Genomic DNA, 16,223 nt, shown 5'->3' on the forward strand with positions numbered 1-16,223 from the left:
TGGATTGTGAACATTACAAACAATCGTTACAACTGATTGTGTTAAGTTTAATCATTATTTATACTTTTGAGGCACCAAATAAAACATATGACAGACTATCAAATTGGTTCAGGCCAGTTATCACTTAGTGTAATTAAGCAAATAATTGCTGAGAAAAAACAACTTTCTTTATCTCCTCTAGCTATTGAACGCATTAAAAAGTGTAGAAAGTATTTAGACGATAAACTAAGTGAAAATGAAGATCCGATTTATGGTATAAATACTGGTTTTGGTTATTTACAGCATGTAAAAGTAGAATCAGAAAATTTAGCTCAATTACAACATAATTTATTGCTATCTCACGCATGTGGAACAGGGCAAGAAGTGCCAAAAGAAATTGTGAAACTGATGATTTTATTAAAAATACAATCCTTAAGTTATGGGCATTCGGCAATTGCTTTAACCACAGTAGAACGATTAATTGATTTTTACAACCTGGATATTTTGCCAGTAATTTATACACAGGGTTCATTAGGTGCTTCTGGAGATTTAGCTCCATTGGCTCATTTGGCTTTGCCCTTAATTGGAGAAGGAGAGGTTTGGTATGAAAACCAAAAAATTAGCAGTGCCGAATTATACAAAAAATTAAACTGGCAAGCTTTAACCTTACAGAGTAAAGAAGGTTTGGCCTTAATTAATGGCACCCAATTTATGAGTGCTTACGGCACTTACTGTTTGTTAAAAGCAAAACAATTTTCGGCATGGGCCGATGCCATTGCAGCCATCTCCATAGATGCTTTTGACTGTAGGATTGATCCTTTTTTAACTTTAAGTCACGCAATTAGACCACATAAAGGGCAAATTGAAACTGCGGCTAATGTTTTTAGTTGGCTAAAAGGAAGTGAGTTGATAGAGAGAAAAGGGAAACAAACGCAAGATCCTTATTCATTTAGATGTGTACCGCAGGTGCACGGAGCAAGTAAAGATAGCATCAATTATATCCAATCGGTTTTTGAGATAGAAATAAATTCAGTAACCGATAATCCGAATGTTTTTCCGGATGAGGATTTGATTATCTCTGCGGGTAATTTCCATGGGCAACCATTGGCATTAACTTTAGATTTTTTGTGTTTGGCATTGGCCGAATTAGGTTCAATTTCTGAAAGAAGAACTTTTCAATTGATTTCTGGAACAAGAGGTTTGCCTCCTTTTTTGGTTAAAAATGCAGGCTTAAATTCTGGATTAATGATTACGCAATATACCGCAGCTTCTATTGCCAGTGAGAATAAACAGTTGTGTACACCGGCTTCGGTTGATAGCATTGTGAGTAGCAACGGACAAGAAGATCATGTAAGCATGGGTGCAAATGCAGCTACCAAATGTTTGCGTGTTTGCGATAATGTAGAACGCATTTTAGCGATTGAGCTGTTAACTGGCAGCCAAGCTTTAGATTTACGTAAACCTGAAAAATCTTCTCCTTTAATAGAAAATTTAGTTGCCGATTACCGCCAAGTAGTTTCGTTTAATGATGCGGATCGGATTTTATCAAAGGACATTAAAGCAAGCATTGAATTTATGCGAAATACGGAGATTTAAATAACCATCAGATGAATGTATAGATAACATCTATATTGATTAATCATCGGGAAAACTCAATCAAAAATTAGACAAATGACTGCAATTATAATCAAGTAAATCATAGGGGTTAGTTTTAATAATGATTTAAAATTTTCGTCCTTGCGAAGCCGATGAAAACTTGGCTTCGCAAGGACGAGTTAGCTATTATTTTTTATACATTTGGTTTAACAAATACGCCGGAATTTCTAGTTTGGTAGAGTCAGAGAACACCCCTTTTGCTTTTTCAACAACTACCTGTTTAATTTTTACATCCGCTAATCCATTTGTATTTATTGTTAACTCATTTATTGATAATTTTTTTGAATTGAATTCATCGTTATTAATAAAAACGCTAGAATTATTTAAAGCATTAATATATAAGCTATTGAGGTCTAAATCACTCATGTAAAATTTAGTATTGTTTAAGCTTAATTTTAGGTTTTTGATTAGCGTTTGATTGAACACTTTGTTTTCTGTTGTATCTCCATTAACTACCTTTGTTGATGTGGCACCTCCTTTGGCAAGATTAAAGTTACAATCAGTTAAATCCATACTAAAATCACTTAATTCTGCTTTTATATGAAGATTAAATAAATTTTTAGCTTTTAAATTTTTAAATTCTGGTGCGTACAACACAATGATTATTCTGTTGTTAAAATCATCAATTTTAAAACCTTGTTTAAAACTGATATTTAGTATTCCATTATTTACTTTAAACTTTATCACATCTTTAAATTCATCTGCAATTTTAGCTCCGTAATTGTCATCTTTCAAAAGTTTAACCTCAAGGCTAGATCCGTTTCCATTCTCGATATTAATCTGATCATAGTTCTCATTTAATTTTATTGAAGTTTTACCCTGCGACTTAGTTTCAAAAGATTTAAGATCCTCTATTTGATCTTTAAAAGCCTCAAAATGATCTGGTTGGTTTTTATATTGTGTTGCAGAAACAATTACCATTCCTAATACTGGAATTAAAATTAGTGCCGCTGCAAATCCTATTAATATTTTATTGCTTGTTTTCATTGTTTTAAGGATTAAAATTTTCTTTAACAAAAGTGTTGTAACGTGCTTCTAATTCATCAAACTTGATGTTTAACAAATAAACGTTTCTAAAAACTACAGGTAGCTCATCATCCATAAATTGGGTTTTACGGTATGCTTTTACCTGTGTAATGGCATCATCAGCCACAAAAAAGCCAATGCCCCTTTTGTTGGTAATGATGTTTTTATTTTGCAACAATTCATACGTACGCATAACTGTATTAGGGTTTACTTCTAGTTCAACCGCTAATTCCCTTACCGAAGGTACTTTGTCATCAGTTTTCCATTTGCCGAGTAAAATATGCTCGCAAACGTACTCCGCTATTTGAAGGTATATTGCCTTATTATCTCTAAATTCCATTTCTATACCAATTAAAATTAAACTTCTTTTTCTTTAAGGCGTTGATAAGTAATGCGCCAAATGATTGCAGTTAAAAGTAAGATTAAACAGAAAATTCCTATCTCCGCCCATAATTTAGGATTATCAACTTCTATACTGCTATTTCTGTAGATAGCAACTCTGCCTTTAAATACTAGCTCTGCTGTATTAACAATGATATAACCCCAAATACCAGAAAAAATCATAACTGCAATGGTTGTCTTGATGTAATGATATTTATTGAAATAAATGGAACCCAATAGAAAAATACTCGTAATAAAAAATGGAACGATTAGATAAATTGAAGTAAATTCTTTAGGCTTATTCTCATTAAAGAAATAAATTATCATACTTTCTGGCTTTGTCCCTATCATATTAGTAAAATTCCAATCAGGAAACACGCTTCTAAGTTTACTTACAAAAGCAAGATCAATTGAAAAGAAGATAAGTAAAAAAGCTACCGAGCTTAATATTGTAGTAAAAAATAATCCGGCTAGAAACTTCTCAAAAGTTGAGGCTGGGATTAATAAATCTATAATTGCCTTTGGTTTTTGACCCAAATGAGCAAAATAGCTGCTTGCAATAACTGTAATAAATAAGAAGCCAAATATCAAAAATAATGGCTCTCTAAAATTTAAAGCCCTAGCTGAAAAATCACGCTCTCCAATTAATAACCCATATAAAGAAAAACCATAAAATGCAATAATTACCCCTGCAGCTACACCCAAAGTAATTAAATAAATTTTGCCAAATTCTAGCCATTGTCTTTTTAACAAAAGCCCAAAACGTTGTATATTAAATGTATTGTTCATGTTTGTTTAAGATTTAGTTAAAAATTGGTTTTAATTTATTCTTTTCTGCCAACACCGCGTTAAACAACAACTCTAAATCGAGCTTACTATCTTCTTGATGAAAGTTTGGCATCACCGCATTGTAACCCGCCATACTTGGCTCCGCATAAATTATTGTATCATCCATTTCTTTTACACGTTTAAAGCAAAGTTTATTGGTAATTTCTTCTACCGATGCTTTTAAAGCGATGCTATTTTCATCTACCATAATCACTGTATCTATTAAATTATCTAAATCCCTCACTTGGTGGGTAGAAATGATAATGCAACGATCTTCTGTTAATGCCGAAGCCATAATTTTGCGAAACTGTGCTTTCGATGGAATGTCTAATCCGTTAGTTGGCTCATCCATAATAATCAATTTGGCATTTGTTGCTAGGCCAAAGGCGATGATGAGTTTTTTCTTCTGACCATAACTCATGTTAATCAGTTTCTGCCCTACTGGGATATCAAACTCTGCCAGCAAAGTGGCAAAATAAGCATGATCAAAGTTTGGATAAAACGCGGCGTTTGCTTTTACATAGGCATCAATTTTTACCGATGGCAAATAAAATTCTTCGGGGATAAAACAGATTTGCTGCAATAAAGCGGGTTGGCGTTTAGCAGGATTGTAACCCAATACCTCTAAAGTTCCACTTTGTGCATAAACCAATCCTGCCAAGTTTTTTAACAAGGTTGATTTACCAGCGCCATTTTTACCTAATAAACCATATATGTGACCATTGCTCAATTGCATGCTCAGGTTTTTGAATAGCAATTTGTGTTTGCTGTATCCAAAATTTAAGTCGTTAATTTTAATCATTAGCTACTGTATTAGTTAAATAATACACTAAAGTATGATGTTATTTTTGAACTACCAAATTATTTGAGATTTATTTTTTGTTTGTAGTTGATAGTTAAGGTAAAATAGGTATTGAATTGCCTGATGGAAACAATAAGCGACATAATTATTTTGAAAATGACGTGCAGTAATTCTTAGGTAATTGCTGTCCCGCCTGCCTGCCGCCAGGTAGGTTTTTCGTTATAATTCCCGATGAAAAAAATCGGGAGATTTCCACTTCAACCGGGTTTAAAAAGAGAGGTTATTGCAACTATTAAGGTATGCACCTAGCAACGGGCAATAGCATCATGAACTTCAGTTCTATAAACGGGATTGCAGCGAAAATCCTTTTGGTTTTTTCTCCCATCATAAACTTAGTACTGCTGTTGCAGATTTCTCGCTGCGTTCGAAATGACACCAAAACCAAAAGATTGTAGTGTAAAGCCCGACTAATATTAATAAAAGCTATTGCAATTGCTTTTCAATAAATTTAATTAAAAATCGCAAAAAAGCCACAGCTATACAGTAAAAATCTGTAAAACTGTGGCTTCTTTATACGGTTGGTGAGGACACCAACCGAGGAGTGAGAATGACAAAGTTTCTTTCCAATAAACTACATAATCGGAATACTTACACCCAAAGTAACGTTTCTGCCTGGGTTAAAAATATTAGCTAATTTGTATCTACTTAAGTGATTGTAGTATAATTTGTTGGTTAAGTTTTGTCCGGTTACCCAAACGTTAATTTTGCTATTTTTCATTTTTAGTGAAGTACCAAAACCCGCATCTAACAAAGTATAACCATCAGTTTGGGTTTCAAATTCATCAAAGCGATCTTGTTTAAACACATTTGTTAAACCAACTTTAATGTAACTGTCATTTAAACCTTTAATGTTTGGCTCAAATCGTAACTCATTATTTAAAGTTGCAGCAGGTATAAAAGGCAAGGCGCTATCATCGGCTAAGTTTTTACCTCTTACATAAGCAAAAGTATTTTCGAAATGCAAATCTTTAATCAAATGGAAATCTACCGAGGCTTCTCCACCTACTAATTGTGCATCTGTTTGCACAAAACGATAAACAGGCAAGATACTAACTGTTCCATCTTCTTCATCATAAGGAATGGTTTCTCCGCTAAAATTACCCGGATAAATGTAATTGTAAATTCGGTTGCTATAAGCGTTTAAACCAAAAGTTACCTTTTCTGCATTGTACTCTAAACCTAAATCGAATTGTAAGCTGGTTTCTTGTTTTAAATTACTGTTACCAATTTCGTATCTAAAAGTACCTTCGTGTTTACCATTTGCACCTAACTCTGCAATATTTGGCGCTCTAAAACCAGAACCCACATTTCCTTTTAGGTTTAAATTTTTAGCCAACTCAAATGCAAAACCCAATGAGCCAGAAACATTAGAAAAATTATTGTTAAATGCAGTAAAAACCTGATTACCATCTTCAAATAAATCAGCGCCATCAACTGTTTTATAATCGTAACGCACACCTGCATTAATTGCACCGTTTTTAAAATTGCGTTTTAAGTAGGCAAAAGCACCAATGTTATTACTGGTATAATCTGGAATTAAAAATTCATCGCCAGCATTTACATTAGTTTGATACATTCCTTGCACACCAATGGTTGGTTCCCAAATGCCATTGTTAGGGAAAATATATTTCACATCGTACGTGTAAGAATTCAAACCTAAATTTAAGCCAGGTTCATATGCGCTTTCTTCAAACTCCTTCCGAATGTTACGCTGAAAAGCTAATGTGCTTTTTAATTGTCCGCCACCTAAAAGGATGTTACTATTTAACGCAGCACGATAATGGTTAATGTTTTGCGAAGGCAAATTCAAAGATCTTGATCTCGCATCTTTGTTAGAAATTACATTTCCATCTTCATCAAAATAACTTCCGCTAGCATCTGGTCCTTCCTCAACTAAACCTACATTAGTATTAAAACGAGATAAATTTAAATGCGCATAACCCCAAGCTTTATTTAAGCCTAACATACCGCTAAAATTCGTTTCATTGAAACCTGAATTTGGCACGTTAAAACCTTTATAGCGGTAACCGTAAGCATTTTTATAGGAAGCCCTACCTCTATAAACAAAACCGTTATCGTTACCTTGCAGCATTAATGACGATGCAGTTAAGCCATTGTTTGCACCGTAACTTGTAGTAAAGTTACCATTAAATTCGCCTTCAGCTGTTACTAGATCTTCAATGATATTAATCACACCACCCAAAGCATCAGAACCGTATAACAAACTTGCCGGACCTTTTAGAATTTCAATTCTAGCTGCAGCAAACTGATCTGCTTGTACGCCGTGTTCGTCGCCCCATTGCTGTCCTTCTTCTCTGGCGCCATCAACAATTGTTAAAACTCTGTTGTAACCTAAACCTCTAATTGTTGGTTTTGAGATGGCACCACCTGTAGTAATTTGCGAAATCCCAGGTACTTTAGCCAAAGCATCAATAATATTCGTTCCTGCAGATTGTGCTAATTTCTCACGACTAAGTGAAACTACTGCCAAACTGTTTGTTTTGTTATTGGCACTAAACGGAGTTCCTGTAATAACAACTTCGGCACTCTCTATTACCGAGGCTTGTAATTCAAAACTAATGTTTTGCGTAGCAGCTAAATCTACAATTTGAGATGCTGTTTTGTAACCAATATACCTTACCTCTAACAAAAACTTACCTCTTGAAGGTACATTGTTAAAATTAAATTCGCCATTCGCGTCCGTTACTGTTGTAGCCTTTAAATCAGAAATATAAACTGTTGCCCCTGCTAAAGGTTGTTGTGTAGCTGCATCAGTAACTTTTCCTTTAAATGACGCTACAGAATCGGCAACTGCCTGAAGCGCTAAAAATATGGTTAACAATGCCAATAATAGGCCTAACTTTTTCATAAAAAATATATTTAATGTATAAACATCATAGCAAAAGCCAATGCGTTTATCACGATTAGTTAAAAAACTTGTATAATTCTACTTTGACAAAATTTTATGCGAATAGCTTTTATTTTTGTCAAGTTCAATTGATAAACTTTGACAAACTAGTTAGATAGCTGTCGATATTTTGTCGAAATAATAGGATAAGATTATGAATAAGCCGGCGGGCCTCTTAACGAAGTTGATATTAGCTCTGCGTAAGAGCTGGTGATATTAAACTTAGGAGAATGAAATACTTTACTTTCTAAATAGGTAACAGCAATAGCTTTACTTACCATAAACTTCTTCTCGAAATGAGCTTTACAGATTAAACAAGTTTCTTGAGTTGTTTTAAGATGTAAATGATGCGTACAATGTTTTTCTACAACTATTGTTTGTTCTTCGTGATGATGAAGCGAACTCCACGGCGTTATTGCAAGGGCAAATACCCAAAGCAATGCCAAGGTTAAAATCTGCTGAATATATAAACGACGCTTTTTCAATTCTGATGCAAACCTAAACAAATAACAATATTTTTTTACATTTGAGTTGTAACATTGCCTTGATATGACCACAAATATAAACGAAGGTTTAAACCTCAAAATTAAGAACACACCAACGGGAACCACTTTAACATGCAAAGGTTGGGTGCAAGAAGCAGCCCTAAGAATGTTGTTAAACAACTTAGATCCGGAGGTTGCCGAGCGACCAGAAGATTTGATTGTTTATGGTGGCAGAGGCAAGGCGGCACGAAATAAAGAAGCGCTTGAACTTATCATTAAAGCACTTAAAAATTTAGAAGATGATGAAACTTTGCTCATCCAATCGGGCAAACCAGTGGGCATTTTGCCAACGCATAAAGATGCGCCAAGGGTTTTGATTTCTAATTCGCAATTGGTACCCAAATGGGCAACCCAACAGCACTTTGATGAGTTGGAAGATAAGGGCTTGATGATGTACGGCCAAATGACCGCAGGTTCATGGATTTACATTGGTTCGCAAGGCATTGTACAAGGAACTTACGAAACCTACTCGGCTTTAGCAAAAAAGCATTTCAACAGTAATTTAAGTGGTACTTTAAATATTACTGCAGGTTTAGGCGGAATGGGCGGTGCACAGCCTTTAGCTATTACCATGAATAAAGGAGTTTGTTTAGCTGCTGATGTGGAAGAATGGCGGATTAAAAAACGTTTAGAAACCAGATACATTGATGAAATAGCTTATGATATAGATGAGGCTATTGACAAAGCTTTGCAATATAAAAAAGAAAATAAGGCCCTTTCAATTGGTGTGGTTTGCAACGCAGTTGAACTTTTACAGCGATTAATTGACAGGAACATTACTCCAGATACCTTAACCGACCAAACTTCGGCTCATGATCCATTAATTGGCTATTTCCCAGAGGGATTGACGGTTGAAGAAGCAACAGCATTAAGAACTACTAAGCCTGAAGAATATACCACACGATCTTACGCCACTATGGCTAAACACGTTACGCAAATGTTGGAGTTGCAAAAACGTGGTGCCATTACCTTCGATTATGGTAACAATCTACGTGGTAGAGCTTTAGAAGCAGGTGTTCAAAATGCATTTGATTTCCCAGGGTTTGTACCTGCTTATATTCGACCGCTTTTTTGCGAAGGTAAAGGTCCGTTTAGATGGGCAGCTTTAAGTGGCGACCCACAAGATATTTACGAAACGGATAAATTAATTTTAGAACTTTTTCCTGAAAATGAAAGTTTAAAACAGTGGATTACCATGGCACAAGAGCGCATTGCTTTCCAAGGTTTACCTGCCCGCATTTGTTGGTTAGGGCAAGGCGAACGTGAAAAAGCTGGTTTGGCATTTAACAAATTAGTGGCTGATGGAAAAGTAAAAGCACCTATTGTAATTGGTAGAGATCATTTAGATACGGGCTCTGTTGCATCACCAAACCGCGAAACCGAAGCCATGTTAGATGGTTCTGATGCAGTTGCAGATTGGCCAATTTTAAATGCATTAATTAATACAGCCGGCGGTGCAAGTTGGGTTTCGTTACACCATGGTGGTGGCGTAGGTATAGGTTACTCTATACATGCTGGCATGGTTATCGTAGCCGATGGAACTGAAGATGCAGCTGTTCGTATTAAACGTGTTTTACATAATGACCCAGCCATGGGAGTAATTCGCCATGCAGATGCTGGTTACGATATTGCGAAAGATACATTGAGGAAGCATAGGTTGGGATTGAAGTAGTTGTCTTCCTGAGCCTAGTGAAAGGATTAACATTAGGAAATGAAGATTTTGTTTTAGGTCGGTGGAGACTCCAACCGATAGGAGAAAATAGTTCTCATCATGAGCTTGTCGAAGGATTATCAAAAGGTCTTCAACAACTTGTCCCGACAATTCGGGAAGCTCAGACTGACAAATCTTTTATAATACATTCTACTCTTCCAAATAATTTATAAATTTGCTCATAAGGAAATGGTGTCTTCCTATTCGAACCGCCCTAAAAAAGCTGATGACGCCTGGTTATAAATGCAAAACATTTAATCAGGAAACTATGTCATTAAAAAAAGAAAAATCAATCAGCAAAAAAATTAGGTTAAATACTTTCGCATTTTTCAGGAAGTTCCCAGCCATTCCATACCTCATTAAATGGCTGTGCATTAGTCTAATTATAGGTGCTTTAATTGGTACAGCATCTGCTGGATTTTTGCAATCCCTTAACTGGTTAACCAACTACCGTGAGGCTAATTTATGGATCATCGCATTGCTTCCTCTCGCAGGCTTAAGCATTGGTTTACTTTATCATTATTACGGCAAAGATGTAGAAGCTGGTAACAATTTACTCATCGAAACCATCCACGAGCCGAAGCAAATCATACCCTTTAAAATGATGCCTTTTGTTTACATTGGCACTATTGCAACCCATTTATTTGGTGGCTCTGCTGGCCGAGAAGGTACGGCTTTACAAATGGCAGGTGCAATTGCCGACCAGTTTAGCAAACCTTTTAAACTTAGCCCAGAAGATAGAAAAACATTAATTATCGCCGCTATTGCAGCAGGTTTTGGTTCTGTTTTCGGCACTCCTTTGGCTGGAGCAGTTTTCGGGATGGAAGTTTTTCTCATCGGTAGGTTAAGATACAGTTCTATTTTTCCGGCTTTTGCCGCAGCTATTATTGCCGATATCGTAACTAAACTTTGGAACACACCACATACCCATTATCACATTGATTTAGTTCCAAGTATTTCATTTATCAATCTTGGCTATGCCATTTTAGCGGGTGCAGCTTTTGGTTTATGTGCCGCAGCCTTCAGTAAAGCTTTACGTTTTACCAGCTCAATTTTTAAAATTAAAATTAAATATCCGCCTCTGCGACCATTTATTGGAGGGTTAATTTTGGTAGTGATTATTTACTTTTCTGGCACCACAACATACATTGGTTTAGGTATCCCTACAATTGTAGAAGCTTTTAACCAACAAATGCCGCCTTATAGTTTTGCTATTAAAATGGCTTTAACCATTCTTACTTTGGCAGCAGGTTTTAAAGGTGGAGAAGTTACGCCATTGTTCTTTATCGGGGCAACTTTGGGCAGCGCTTTATCGCTATTTTTACCTTTACCCGTGGCGCTTTTAGCCGGAATGGGTTTTGTAGCCGTTTTTGCCGGAGCAACTAACACGCCTATTGCATGTACTTTAATGGCTTTAGAGTTGTTTGGCAGCGAATGTGGGGTTTATGTAGCCATTGCTTGTACGGTTTCTTATTTACTTTCGGGCCATACGGGTATTTACGGCAAACAGGTGGTTGGTGAAACTAAAAACAGTAGGTTTTCTAATTATTTGAATAGGCGAATTGGAGATATTTAGTTATCAGTTTTACCACATAGACACCTAGCAAACATAGATGTTTAATCACCGAAACACCTTGTAGTAATGGATATCTTAAGCACCAAACCATTAAGATTAATCTTGTCGTAAACTCCCCTATTTTCTGTCGCAATTGCCCATCGTTGGTTTTAGTAATTTTATTTAGCTTAGTTAAACCAAAAACTTAAATCATGAATCAAAATGTGATCTGCTGGTTCGAAATCTATGTAAAAGATATGGAACGAGCTAAAAAATTTTACAACGCGGTATTGGGCACAAACTTTATTGATAGTGGTGCTCCTGGCGATTCGCCCGATGCGATGAAAATGTCTTTCTTTTCGCCAATGGAAAACCAAGGCGTTTCTGGCGCTTTAATTGAAATGCCCGGAACTAAAGAAGGTGATGGAAATTGTGTAAACACGATGGTTTATTTCCCTTGTCAGGATGCAAGTGCAGAAGAAGCACGTATTACAGCTGCTGGCGGAATTGTTAGTCGCTCGAAATTCTCTATTGGCGAATTTGGTTTCTGTTCTATTTGTGTAGATACAGAGGGCAACCCATTTGGCTTGTTTTCGATGGAGTAGCACAATAACCCTTATAAATTAATATCACTTGAAATTATCATTTTAAAAAAGCTTTAATTTGGCATTTGTGAAAGAAATATCTTTGCTTTTTCACGTACAGCAGCAATTGGATGATCAAGACATTTACTTAGAAACGCTTTCGTATCAGCATCATACATTCCGTTAAAAAAGTCCATTAATGAATATAATTGCTGTTCATTTGTTTTAGTTAGAATTATGTTCTTCACCTGCCCAAAATATTTTTTATTCCCTATCAACTTAGTATTAGTTAAATTGATATAATAATCATCTGAAATGAAATTTTGCTCAAGCATTTTTAGCCAACTTTTCAAATAAAAATCGTTATCGGAATTAAGCAAGTTATTCATCAAATCTTTATCAAAATACTTCTTTGCAATCAACTCCTTTATATAGCTAATATCTTCAAAATCTTCACTTGCTACTAATGCTCTCAAACACACCTCCCGTAACTTTTCATTTTCTAGATATGAGTTCACTAAAGGCAATATCTTTTTAGCTTTATAATGAGCCAATACCGCAAGTGGCCACCCTTTCATTTCCGTATCATATTTAATTACCGCATTTCTCAATAACTGTTCATTTTTTAATTTATAAGGGATTTGAGCCATTGTTTTAGCTGCTAAATATTGCATTGACTTATCATTAGTTAAAAGACTATCACAAGCAAATTTTTCTAATAGATTTTTATCAGAATTTAGGAAATCGACTGTTAGGTATTGGACTTTTTCATTAAAATTATATGCGATGATACATTTCACTATCGGATCTAAATCTTTATGCCGTAGCATAATTAAAGCTTTAGCAGCTAATAAATCTTTATAATTACTATTTTTCAATGCCTTTGTAACATTTGGTATTTTTGTCGTATCATAAGTAGAAGCTGCCACCAAACACGCTAGCATGTTTATAAATGGTCCTTTATCAGCAAATAGATTGTCAATATTATTAAGATATATAGCTTCATTTCTAATCTCTTTTAAAGGATAAGTCTTTACATCATCATTACCATCATAAAACCACATTAATAATTTATAATGTTTATTGATCAAATTAGCAGCAATGCTATCTGTAATTTTATGCTCTATTGCTACGTTAAATTCTTCTTTAAATGTTTTTATATCTTGTGCGCTTAAAACATTTGAAATGAGAAATAAGAAAGATATGATAAATAATTTTTTCATTTAACCCAAAACTACTCTATGCTTCTCTCTAAACTTTTGACAAATGTCAAAAAATGAAAGTCATTAAATTTGCTTTCTAATTCTGCTTAAAGTTTCTTGAGATATGCCCAAGTATGATGCGATATAACCTAGCGAAACTCTATTGATTAACTTTGGGTTACTTGTAAAGAGTGCTTGGTAACGCTGTTTTGCCGTTAACATCCTCAAATCATTTGCTTGTTTTTCGTTTCTGATGTAATAATATTCTGTTAGTTTTCTGCCAATAACATTAAACTCTAAATATTGTAAATACAACTCATTTAAGGTGCCTCTATTCAGCATTATTAATGTACAATCTTCTATTGTTTCTAAATACTCAAAACTAGGCTCTCCAGTAAAAAAGCTATAAACCGAAATGAGAAATTCATTTTCAAATAAAAACCACGAGGTGGTTTCAACTCCTTCTTTATCTAAATAATAAACCCTTGCAGCACCAGAAATAATAAAATAAATGGCGTCACTTGTTTCTCCAGCATTTAATAATCTGGTTTTTCTTTTTACCTGTATAACTTTAGTCTGTGCAACTATTGCTTTTTGCAAAGCATCACTAAGTGGTTGGATAGCATTACAAACTTTGAGTAGGTTTTGATGTAGAGGATATAAGTTTTCATTAGGCATCATCAATTATAGTAAAATAGAACAATTCCACACAATTTTTATTGCAAATCCGTGATAAATAAAGTGCTAATTTTGAGTGATTTCACAAACCAACACCACATTTTTTACGTTTTTAAATAAAAAGAAAATGGCAACTCAGGCACAGATCAAAAAAGGTTATATCGACTATGTTTTAACAAATGATGAGCAACCAAAATCAGTCTATAGTTTCGTAAAGAAATTAAAAATTACAGAGGCTGAATTTTATGCTTTTTATGCTTCTTTTGAAAGTATTGAAAAGAATATTTGGTTTGAGCTTACTATAGAAACCATTGATGAAGTTAAAAAACAAGAACTTTGGGCGCAATATTCTTCTCGCGAGAAAATGTTATCGTTCTTTTACAGCTATGTAGAATTGCTAAAAAGCCAAAGAAGTTTTGTGATCTACAGCTTAAAAAAGCAACCAAAAAAATTAGGTACACCCGCAGTTTTATCTGGCGTAAAGCCCATTTTCGAAAATTTTGCCGAAGAAATTATCAATGATGGTTTAGCAAGTGGCGAATTGGCTGATCGTAAGTTTTTTGCCAAACGTTACAAAGATGCGCTTTGGGTGCAGTATGCTTTTATCCTTAATTTTTGGATAGACGATGACAGCAATGGCTTTGAAAAAACTGATGAAGCCATTGAGCGAGGCATACAGGTTACTTTCGATTTATTTCAGCGTTCACCAATTGATAACCTTTTCGAGTATGGAAAATTCTTAAGCCAAAACGGAAAGTTAAAAGAAAAAATGGGGTTTTAAATCTAACATTGCAACCGTCATTCCCACGTATGTGGAAATCTTAAAGCTTTAGTAATTTATACCTTTTATTGCATTACGATGCCCAGTTAGCTTGTCCCGAATTTACTTCGGGAAGCTGAGCATGACGAACCTCGTTAATATTGACGCTAACCTCTTACACCAATAAAAAAGAAACAACACATGAATACGCAAGAAACAATGCCTACCACTAAGGTAGAGCGTTCTGCTAAATTTGTAAAAACAGGTTTCCAGATCGGCGGAAATTACATTAAACATTATTCTAAAAAAATCTTCAATCCTAATTTAAGTAGAGATGAATTGAATGAGGATAATGCATCGGATATTTACAACTCGTTGAGCGAATTAAAAGGTTCTGCACTAAAAGTTGCACAAATGCTCAGTATGGATAAAAACATCCTGCCGAGGGCTTATGTAGATAAATTTACGCAATCGCAATACAATGCGCCACCTTTATCGGGTCCGCTTATTGTACGCACTTTTACCAAAAGTTTCGGTAAGACCCCTGAGAAAATATTCGATAAATTTAACATTAAATCTACCCATGCCGCTTCTATTGGCCAAGTACACGAAGCAGAGCTGAATGGCAAAAAGCTAGCGGTAAAAATTCAATATCCGGGTGTTGGCGATAGCATTTCATCAGACTTAAAATTAGTAAAACCTTTTGCGTTTCGTTTATTGGGCATGAGCGAAAAAGAACTGAACATTTACATTAAAGAAGTAGAAGAGCGTTTGTTGGAAGAAACCGATTACGAGCGTGAAGTTCGAAGTTCGATTGAATTTGCCGAAGCATGTAAAAATTTAGATAACGTGGTTTTTCCAACCTATTATCCTGCACTTTCTAGCAATAGAATTATTACCATGGATTGGATTGAAGGCTTACACTTGAAAGAGTTTTTAGCTACAAATCCTTCTCAAGAATTAAAAAATAAAATTGGTCAAGCTCTGTGGGATTTTTACAATTTCCAACAGCATGAATTGCGTAAAGTACACGCAGATCCGCATCCTGGCAACTTTTTAATTACTAAGGATGAAAAATTAGGAGCGATAGATTTTGGCTGTATTAAAGAAATGCCTGATGATTTTTACGAGCCGTTTTTCTCGCTAACTTCAACAGATTTATTCGAAAACAAGGAAGAAACCATCAAAGCTTTTAGGGCTTTAGAAATGATTTTACCCAATGATACACCTACTCAAATTGAGTTTTATTATAAAGCTTATAAAGAAATGATTTCGCTTTTTGCTAAACCTTATGTAACCCCTACTTTCGACTTTAGTGAGAACGATTTTTTTGAAGGTTTATATAGCTATGGAGAAAAGATCGCTAAAATGCCTGAGTTTAAACAAGCTCGAGGTGTAAAACATTTCATTTACATTAACCGTACAAATTTTGGTTTGTACAATATTTTGCATGAGTTAAAAGCTACTGTAAAAACAGATACTTTTAAGCCGCATTTAAAAAGCAACTAACAATTTAACAGGGTTGATTGTTAAACAAATCATCGGATG

At 34.9% G+C, this 16,223-nt stretch carries 14 protein-coding genes and 1 riboswitch; of the genes, 6 read left to right on the forward strand and 8 right to left on the reverse strand.

Annotation, left to right across the window (positions count from 1 at the left end; translation table 11 throughout):
* The first annotated feature begins 87 nt into the window (after nt 1–87).
* Nucleotides 88–1,575, forward strand: a complete 1,488-nt coding sequence (gene hutH / locus FA045_RS06915) for a histidine ammonia-lyase (protein ID WP_136875855.1) — start codon at nt 88–90, stop codon at nt 1,573–1,575.
* A gap of 186 nt (nt 1,576–1,761) precedes the next feature.
* On the opposite strand, the gene FA045_RS06920 is transcribed toward hutH, so the two are convergent.
* The 6 genes from FA045_RS06920 to FA045_RS06945 form a co-directional block, all read right to left on the reverse strand.
* Entirely contained in the window at nt 1,762–2,622 is an 861-nt protein-coding gene (locus FA045_RS06920; protein ID WP_136875857.1) for a hypothetical protein, read from the reverse strand.
* 4 nt (nt 2,623–2,626) lie between these two features.
* The gene (locus tag FA045_RS06925; RefSeq protein ID WP_136875859.1) at nt 2,627–3,001 is read right to left on the reverse strand and encodes a GntR family transcriptional regulator; all 375 of its coding nucleotides are present in this window, start codon (nt 2,999–3,001) and stop codon (nt 2,627–2,629) included.
* A gap of 17 nt (nt 3,002–3,018) precedes the next feature.
* Complete coding sequence (locus FA045_RS06930) at nt 3,019–3,831, reverse strand: hypothetical protein (RefSeq protein WP_136875861.1); 813 nt, start codon at nt 3,829–3,831, stop codon at nt 3,019–3,021.
* Between the two features lie 13 nt (nt 3,832–3,844).
* The gene (locus FA045_RS06935; RefSeq protein ID WP_136875863.1) at nt 3,845–4,672 is read right to left on the reverse strand and encodes an ABC transporter ATP-binding protein; all 828 of its coding nucleotides are present in this window, start codon (nt 4,670–4,672) and stop codon (nt 3,845–3,847) included.
* A 631-nt stretch (nt 4,673–5,303) separates the two neighbouring features.
* Nucleotides 5,304–7,601, reverse strand: coding sequence for a TonB-dependent receptor (locus tag FA045_RS06940; RefSeq protein ID WP_136875865.1), 2,298 nt, complete (start codon nt 7,599–7,601; stop codon nt 5,304–5,306).
* A 191-nt stretch (nt 7,602–7,792) separates the two neighbouring features.
* A complete protein-coding gene (locus FA045_RS06945) occupies nt 7,793–8,146 on the reverse strand; it encodes a hypothetical protein (RefSeq protein ID WP_136875867.1) in 354 nt (117 codons plus the stop codon).
* A gap of 43 nt (nt 8,147–8,189) precedes the next feature.
* Here FA045_RS06945 and hutU point away from each other — a divergent pair, with 43 nt between their 5' ends.
* From hutU to FA045_RS06960, 3 genes are all read left to right on the forward strand, one after another.
* Nucleotides 8,190–9,857, forward strand: a complete 1,668-nt coding sequence (gene hutU / locus FA045_RS06950; RefSeq protein WP_136875869.1) for a urocanate hydratase — start codon at nt 8,190–8,192, stop codon at nt 9,855–9,857.
* A 215-nt stretch (nt 9,858–10,072) separates the two neighbouring features.
* A riboswitch (Fluoride riboswitch) is annotated at nt 10,073–10,139 on the forward strand.
* A 25-nt stretch (nt 10,140–10,164) separates the two neighbouring features.
* Entirely contained in the window at nt 10,165–11,472 is a 1,308-nt protein-coding gene (locus tag FA045_RS06955; RefSeq protein ID WP_205943110.1) for a voltage-gated chloride channel family protein, read from the forward strand.
* 191 nt (nt 11,473–11,663) lie between these two features.
* Entirely contained in the window at nt 11,664–12,056 is a 393-nt protein-coding gene (locus FA045_RS06960; protein WP_136875872.1) for a VOC family protein, read from the forward strand.
* Nucleotides 12,057–12,109: 53 nt separating this feature from the next.
* Here the strand turns inward: FA045_RS06960 and FA045_RS06965 are convergent, their stop codons facing one another.
* Nucleotides 12,110–13,258, reverse strand: coding sequence for a hypothetical protein (locus FA045_RS06965; RefSeq protein WP_136875874.1), 1,149 nt, complete (start codon nt 13,256–13,258; stop codon nt 12,110–12,112).
* A 63-nt stretch (nt 13,259–13,321) separates the two neighbouring features.
* Nucleotides 13,322–13,918: a Crp/Fnr family transcriptional regulator gene (locus tag FA045_RS06970; protein ID WP_136875876.1), complete on the reverse strand. Its 597-nt coding sequence runs from the start codon at nt 13,916–13,918 to the stop codon at nt 13,322–13,324.
* 124 nt (nt 13,919–14,042) lie between these two features.
* On the opposite strand from FA045_RS06970, the gene FA045_RS06975 reads away from it, so the two are divergent.
* The gene (locus FA045_RS06975) at nt 14,043–14,696 is read left to right on the forward strand and encodes a TetR family transcriptional regulator C-terminal domain-containing protein (RefSeq protein WP_136875878.1); all 654 of its coding nucleotides are present in this window, start codon (nt 14,043–14,045) and stop codon (nt 14,694–14,696) included.
* A 180-nt stretch (nt 14,697–14,876) separates the two neighbouring features.
* On the forward strand, nt 14,877–16,184 hold the full coding sequence (locus FA045_RS06980; protein ID WP_136875880.1) for an ABC1 kinase family protein: 1,308 nt from the start codon (nt 14,877–14,879) through the stop codon (nt 16,182–16,184).
* Nucleotides 16,185–16,223 lie beyond the last annotated feature (39 nt).

Origin of the sequence: Pedobacter cryotolerans (assembly GCF_005116475.1) — a bacterium.
GTDB lineage: Bacteria > Bacteroidota > Bacteroidia > Sphingobacteriales > Sphingobacteriaceae > Pedobacter > Pedobacter cryotolerans.

What these genes read in the sequence shown, in the direction of transcription:
- FA045_RS06935 (WP_136875863.1), bottom strand. Translation starts at nt 4,672, where the DNA reads ATGATTAAAATTAACGACTTAAATTTTGGATACAGCAAACACAAATTG.
- FA045_RS06960 (WP_136875872.1), top strand. Translation starts at nt 11,664, where the DNA reads ATGAATCAAAATGTGATCTGCTGGTTCGAAATCTATGTAAAAGATATG.
- hutU (WP_136875869.1), top strand. Translation starts at nt 8,190, where the DNA reads ATGACCACAAATATAAACGAAGGTTTAAACCTCAAAATTAAGAACACA.
- FA045_RS06970 (WP_136875876.1), bottom strand. Translation starts at nt 13,918, where the DNA reads ATGATGCCTAATGAAAACTTATATCCTCTACATCAAAACCTACTCAAA.
- FA045_RS06925 (WP_136875859.1), bottom strand. Translation starts at nt 3,001, where the DNA reads ATGGAATTTAGAGATAATAAGGCAATATACCTTCAAATAGCGGAGTAC.
- FA045_RS06930 (WP_136875861.1), bottom strand. Translation starts at nt 3,831, where the DNA reads ATGAACAATACATTTAATATACAACGTTTTGGGCTTTTGTTAAAAAGA.
- hutH (WP_136875855.1), top strand. Translation starts at nt 88, where the DNA reads ATGACAGACTATCAAATTGGTTCAGGCCAGTTATCACTTAGTGTAATT.
- FA045_RS06965 (WP_136875874.1), bottom strand. Translation starts at nt 13,258, where the DNA reads ATGAAAAAATTATTTATCATATCTTTCTTATTTCTCATTTCAAATGTT.
- FA045_RS06955 (WP_205943110.1), top strand. Translation starts at nt 10,165, where the DNA reads ATGTCATTAAAAAAAGAAAAATCAATCAGCAAAAAAATTAGGTTAAAT.
- FA045_RS06940 (WP_136875865.1), bottom strand. Translation starts at nt 7,601, where the DNA reads ATGAAAAAGTTAGGCCTATTATTGGCATTGTTAACCATATTTTTAGCG.
- FA045_RS06920 (WP_136875857.1), bottom strand. Translation starts at nt 2,622, where the DNA reads ATGAAAACAAGCAATAAAATATTAATAGGATTTGCAGCGGCACTAATT.
- FA045_RS06975 (WP_136875878.1), top strand. Translation starts at nt 14,043, where the DNA reads ATGGCAACTCAGGCACAGATCAAAAAAGGTTATATCGACTATGTTTTA.
- FA045_RS06980 (WP_136875880.1), top strand. Translation starts at nt 14,877, where the DNA reads ATGAATACGCAAGAAACAATGCCTACCACTAAGGTAGAGCGTTCTGCT.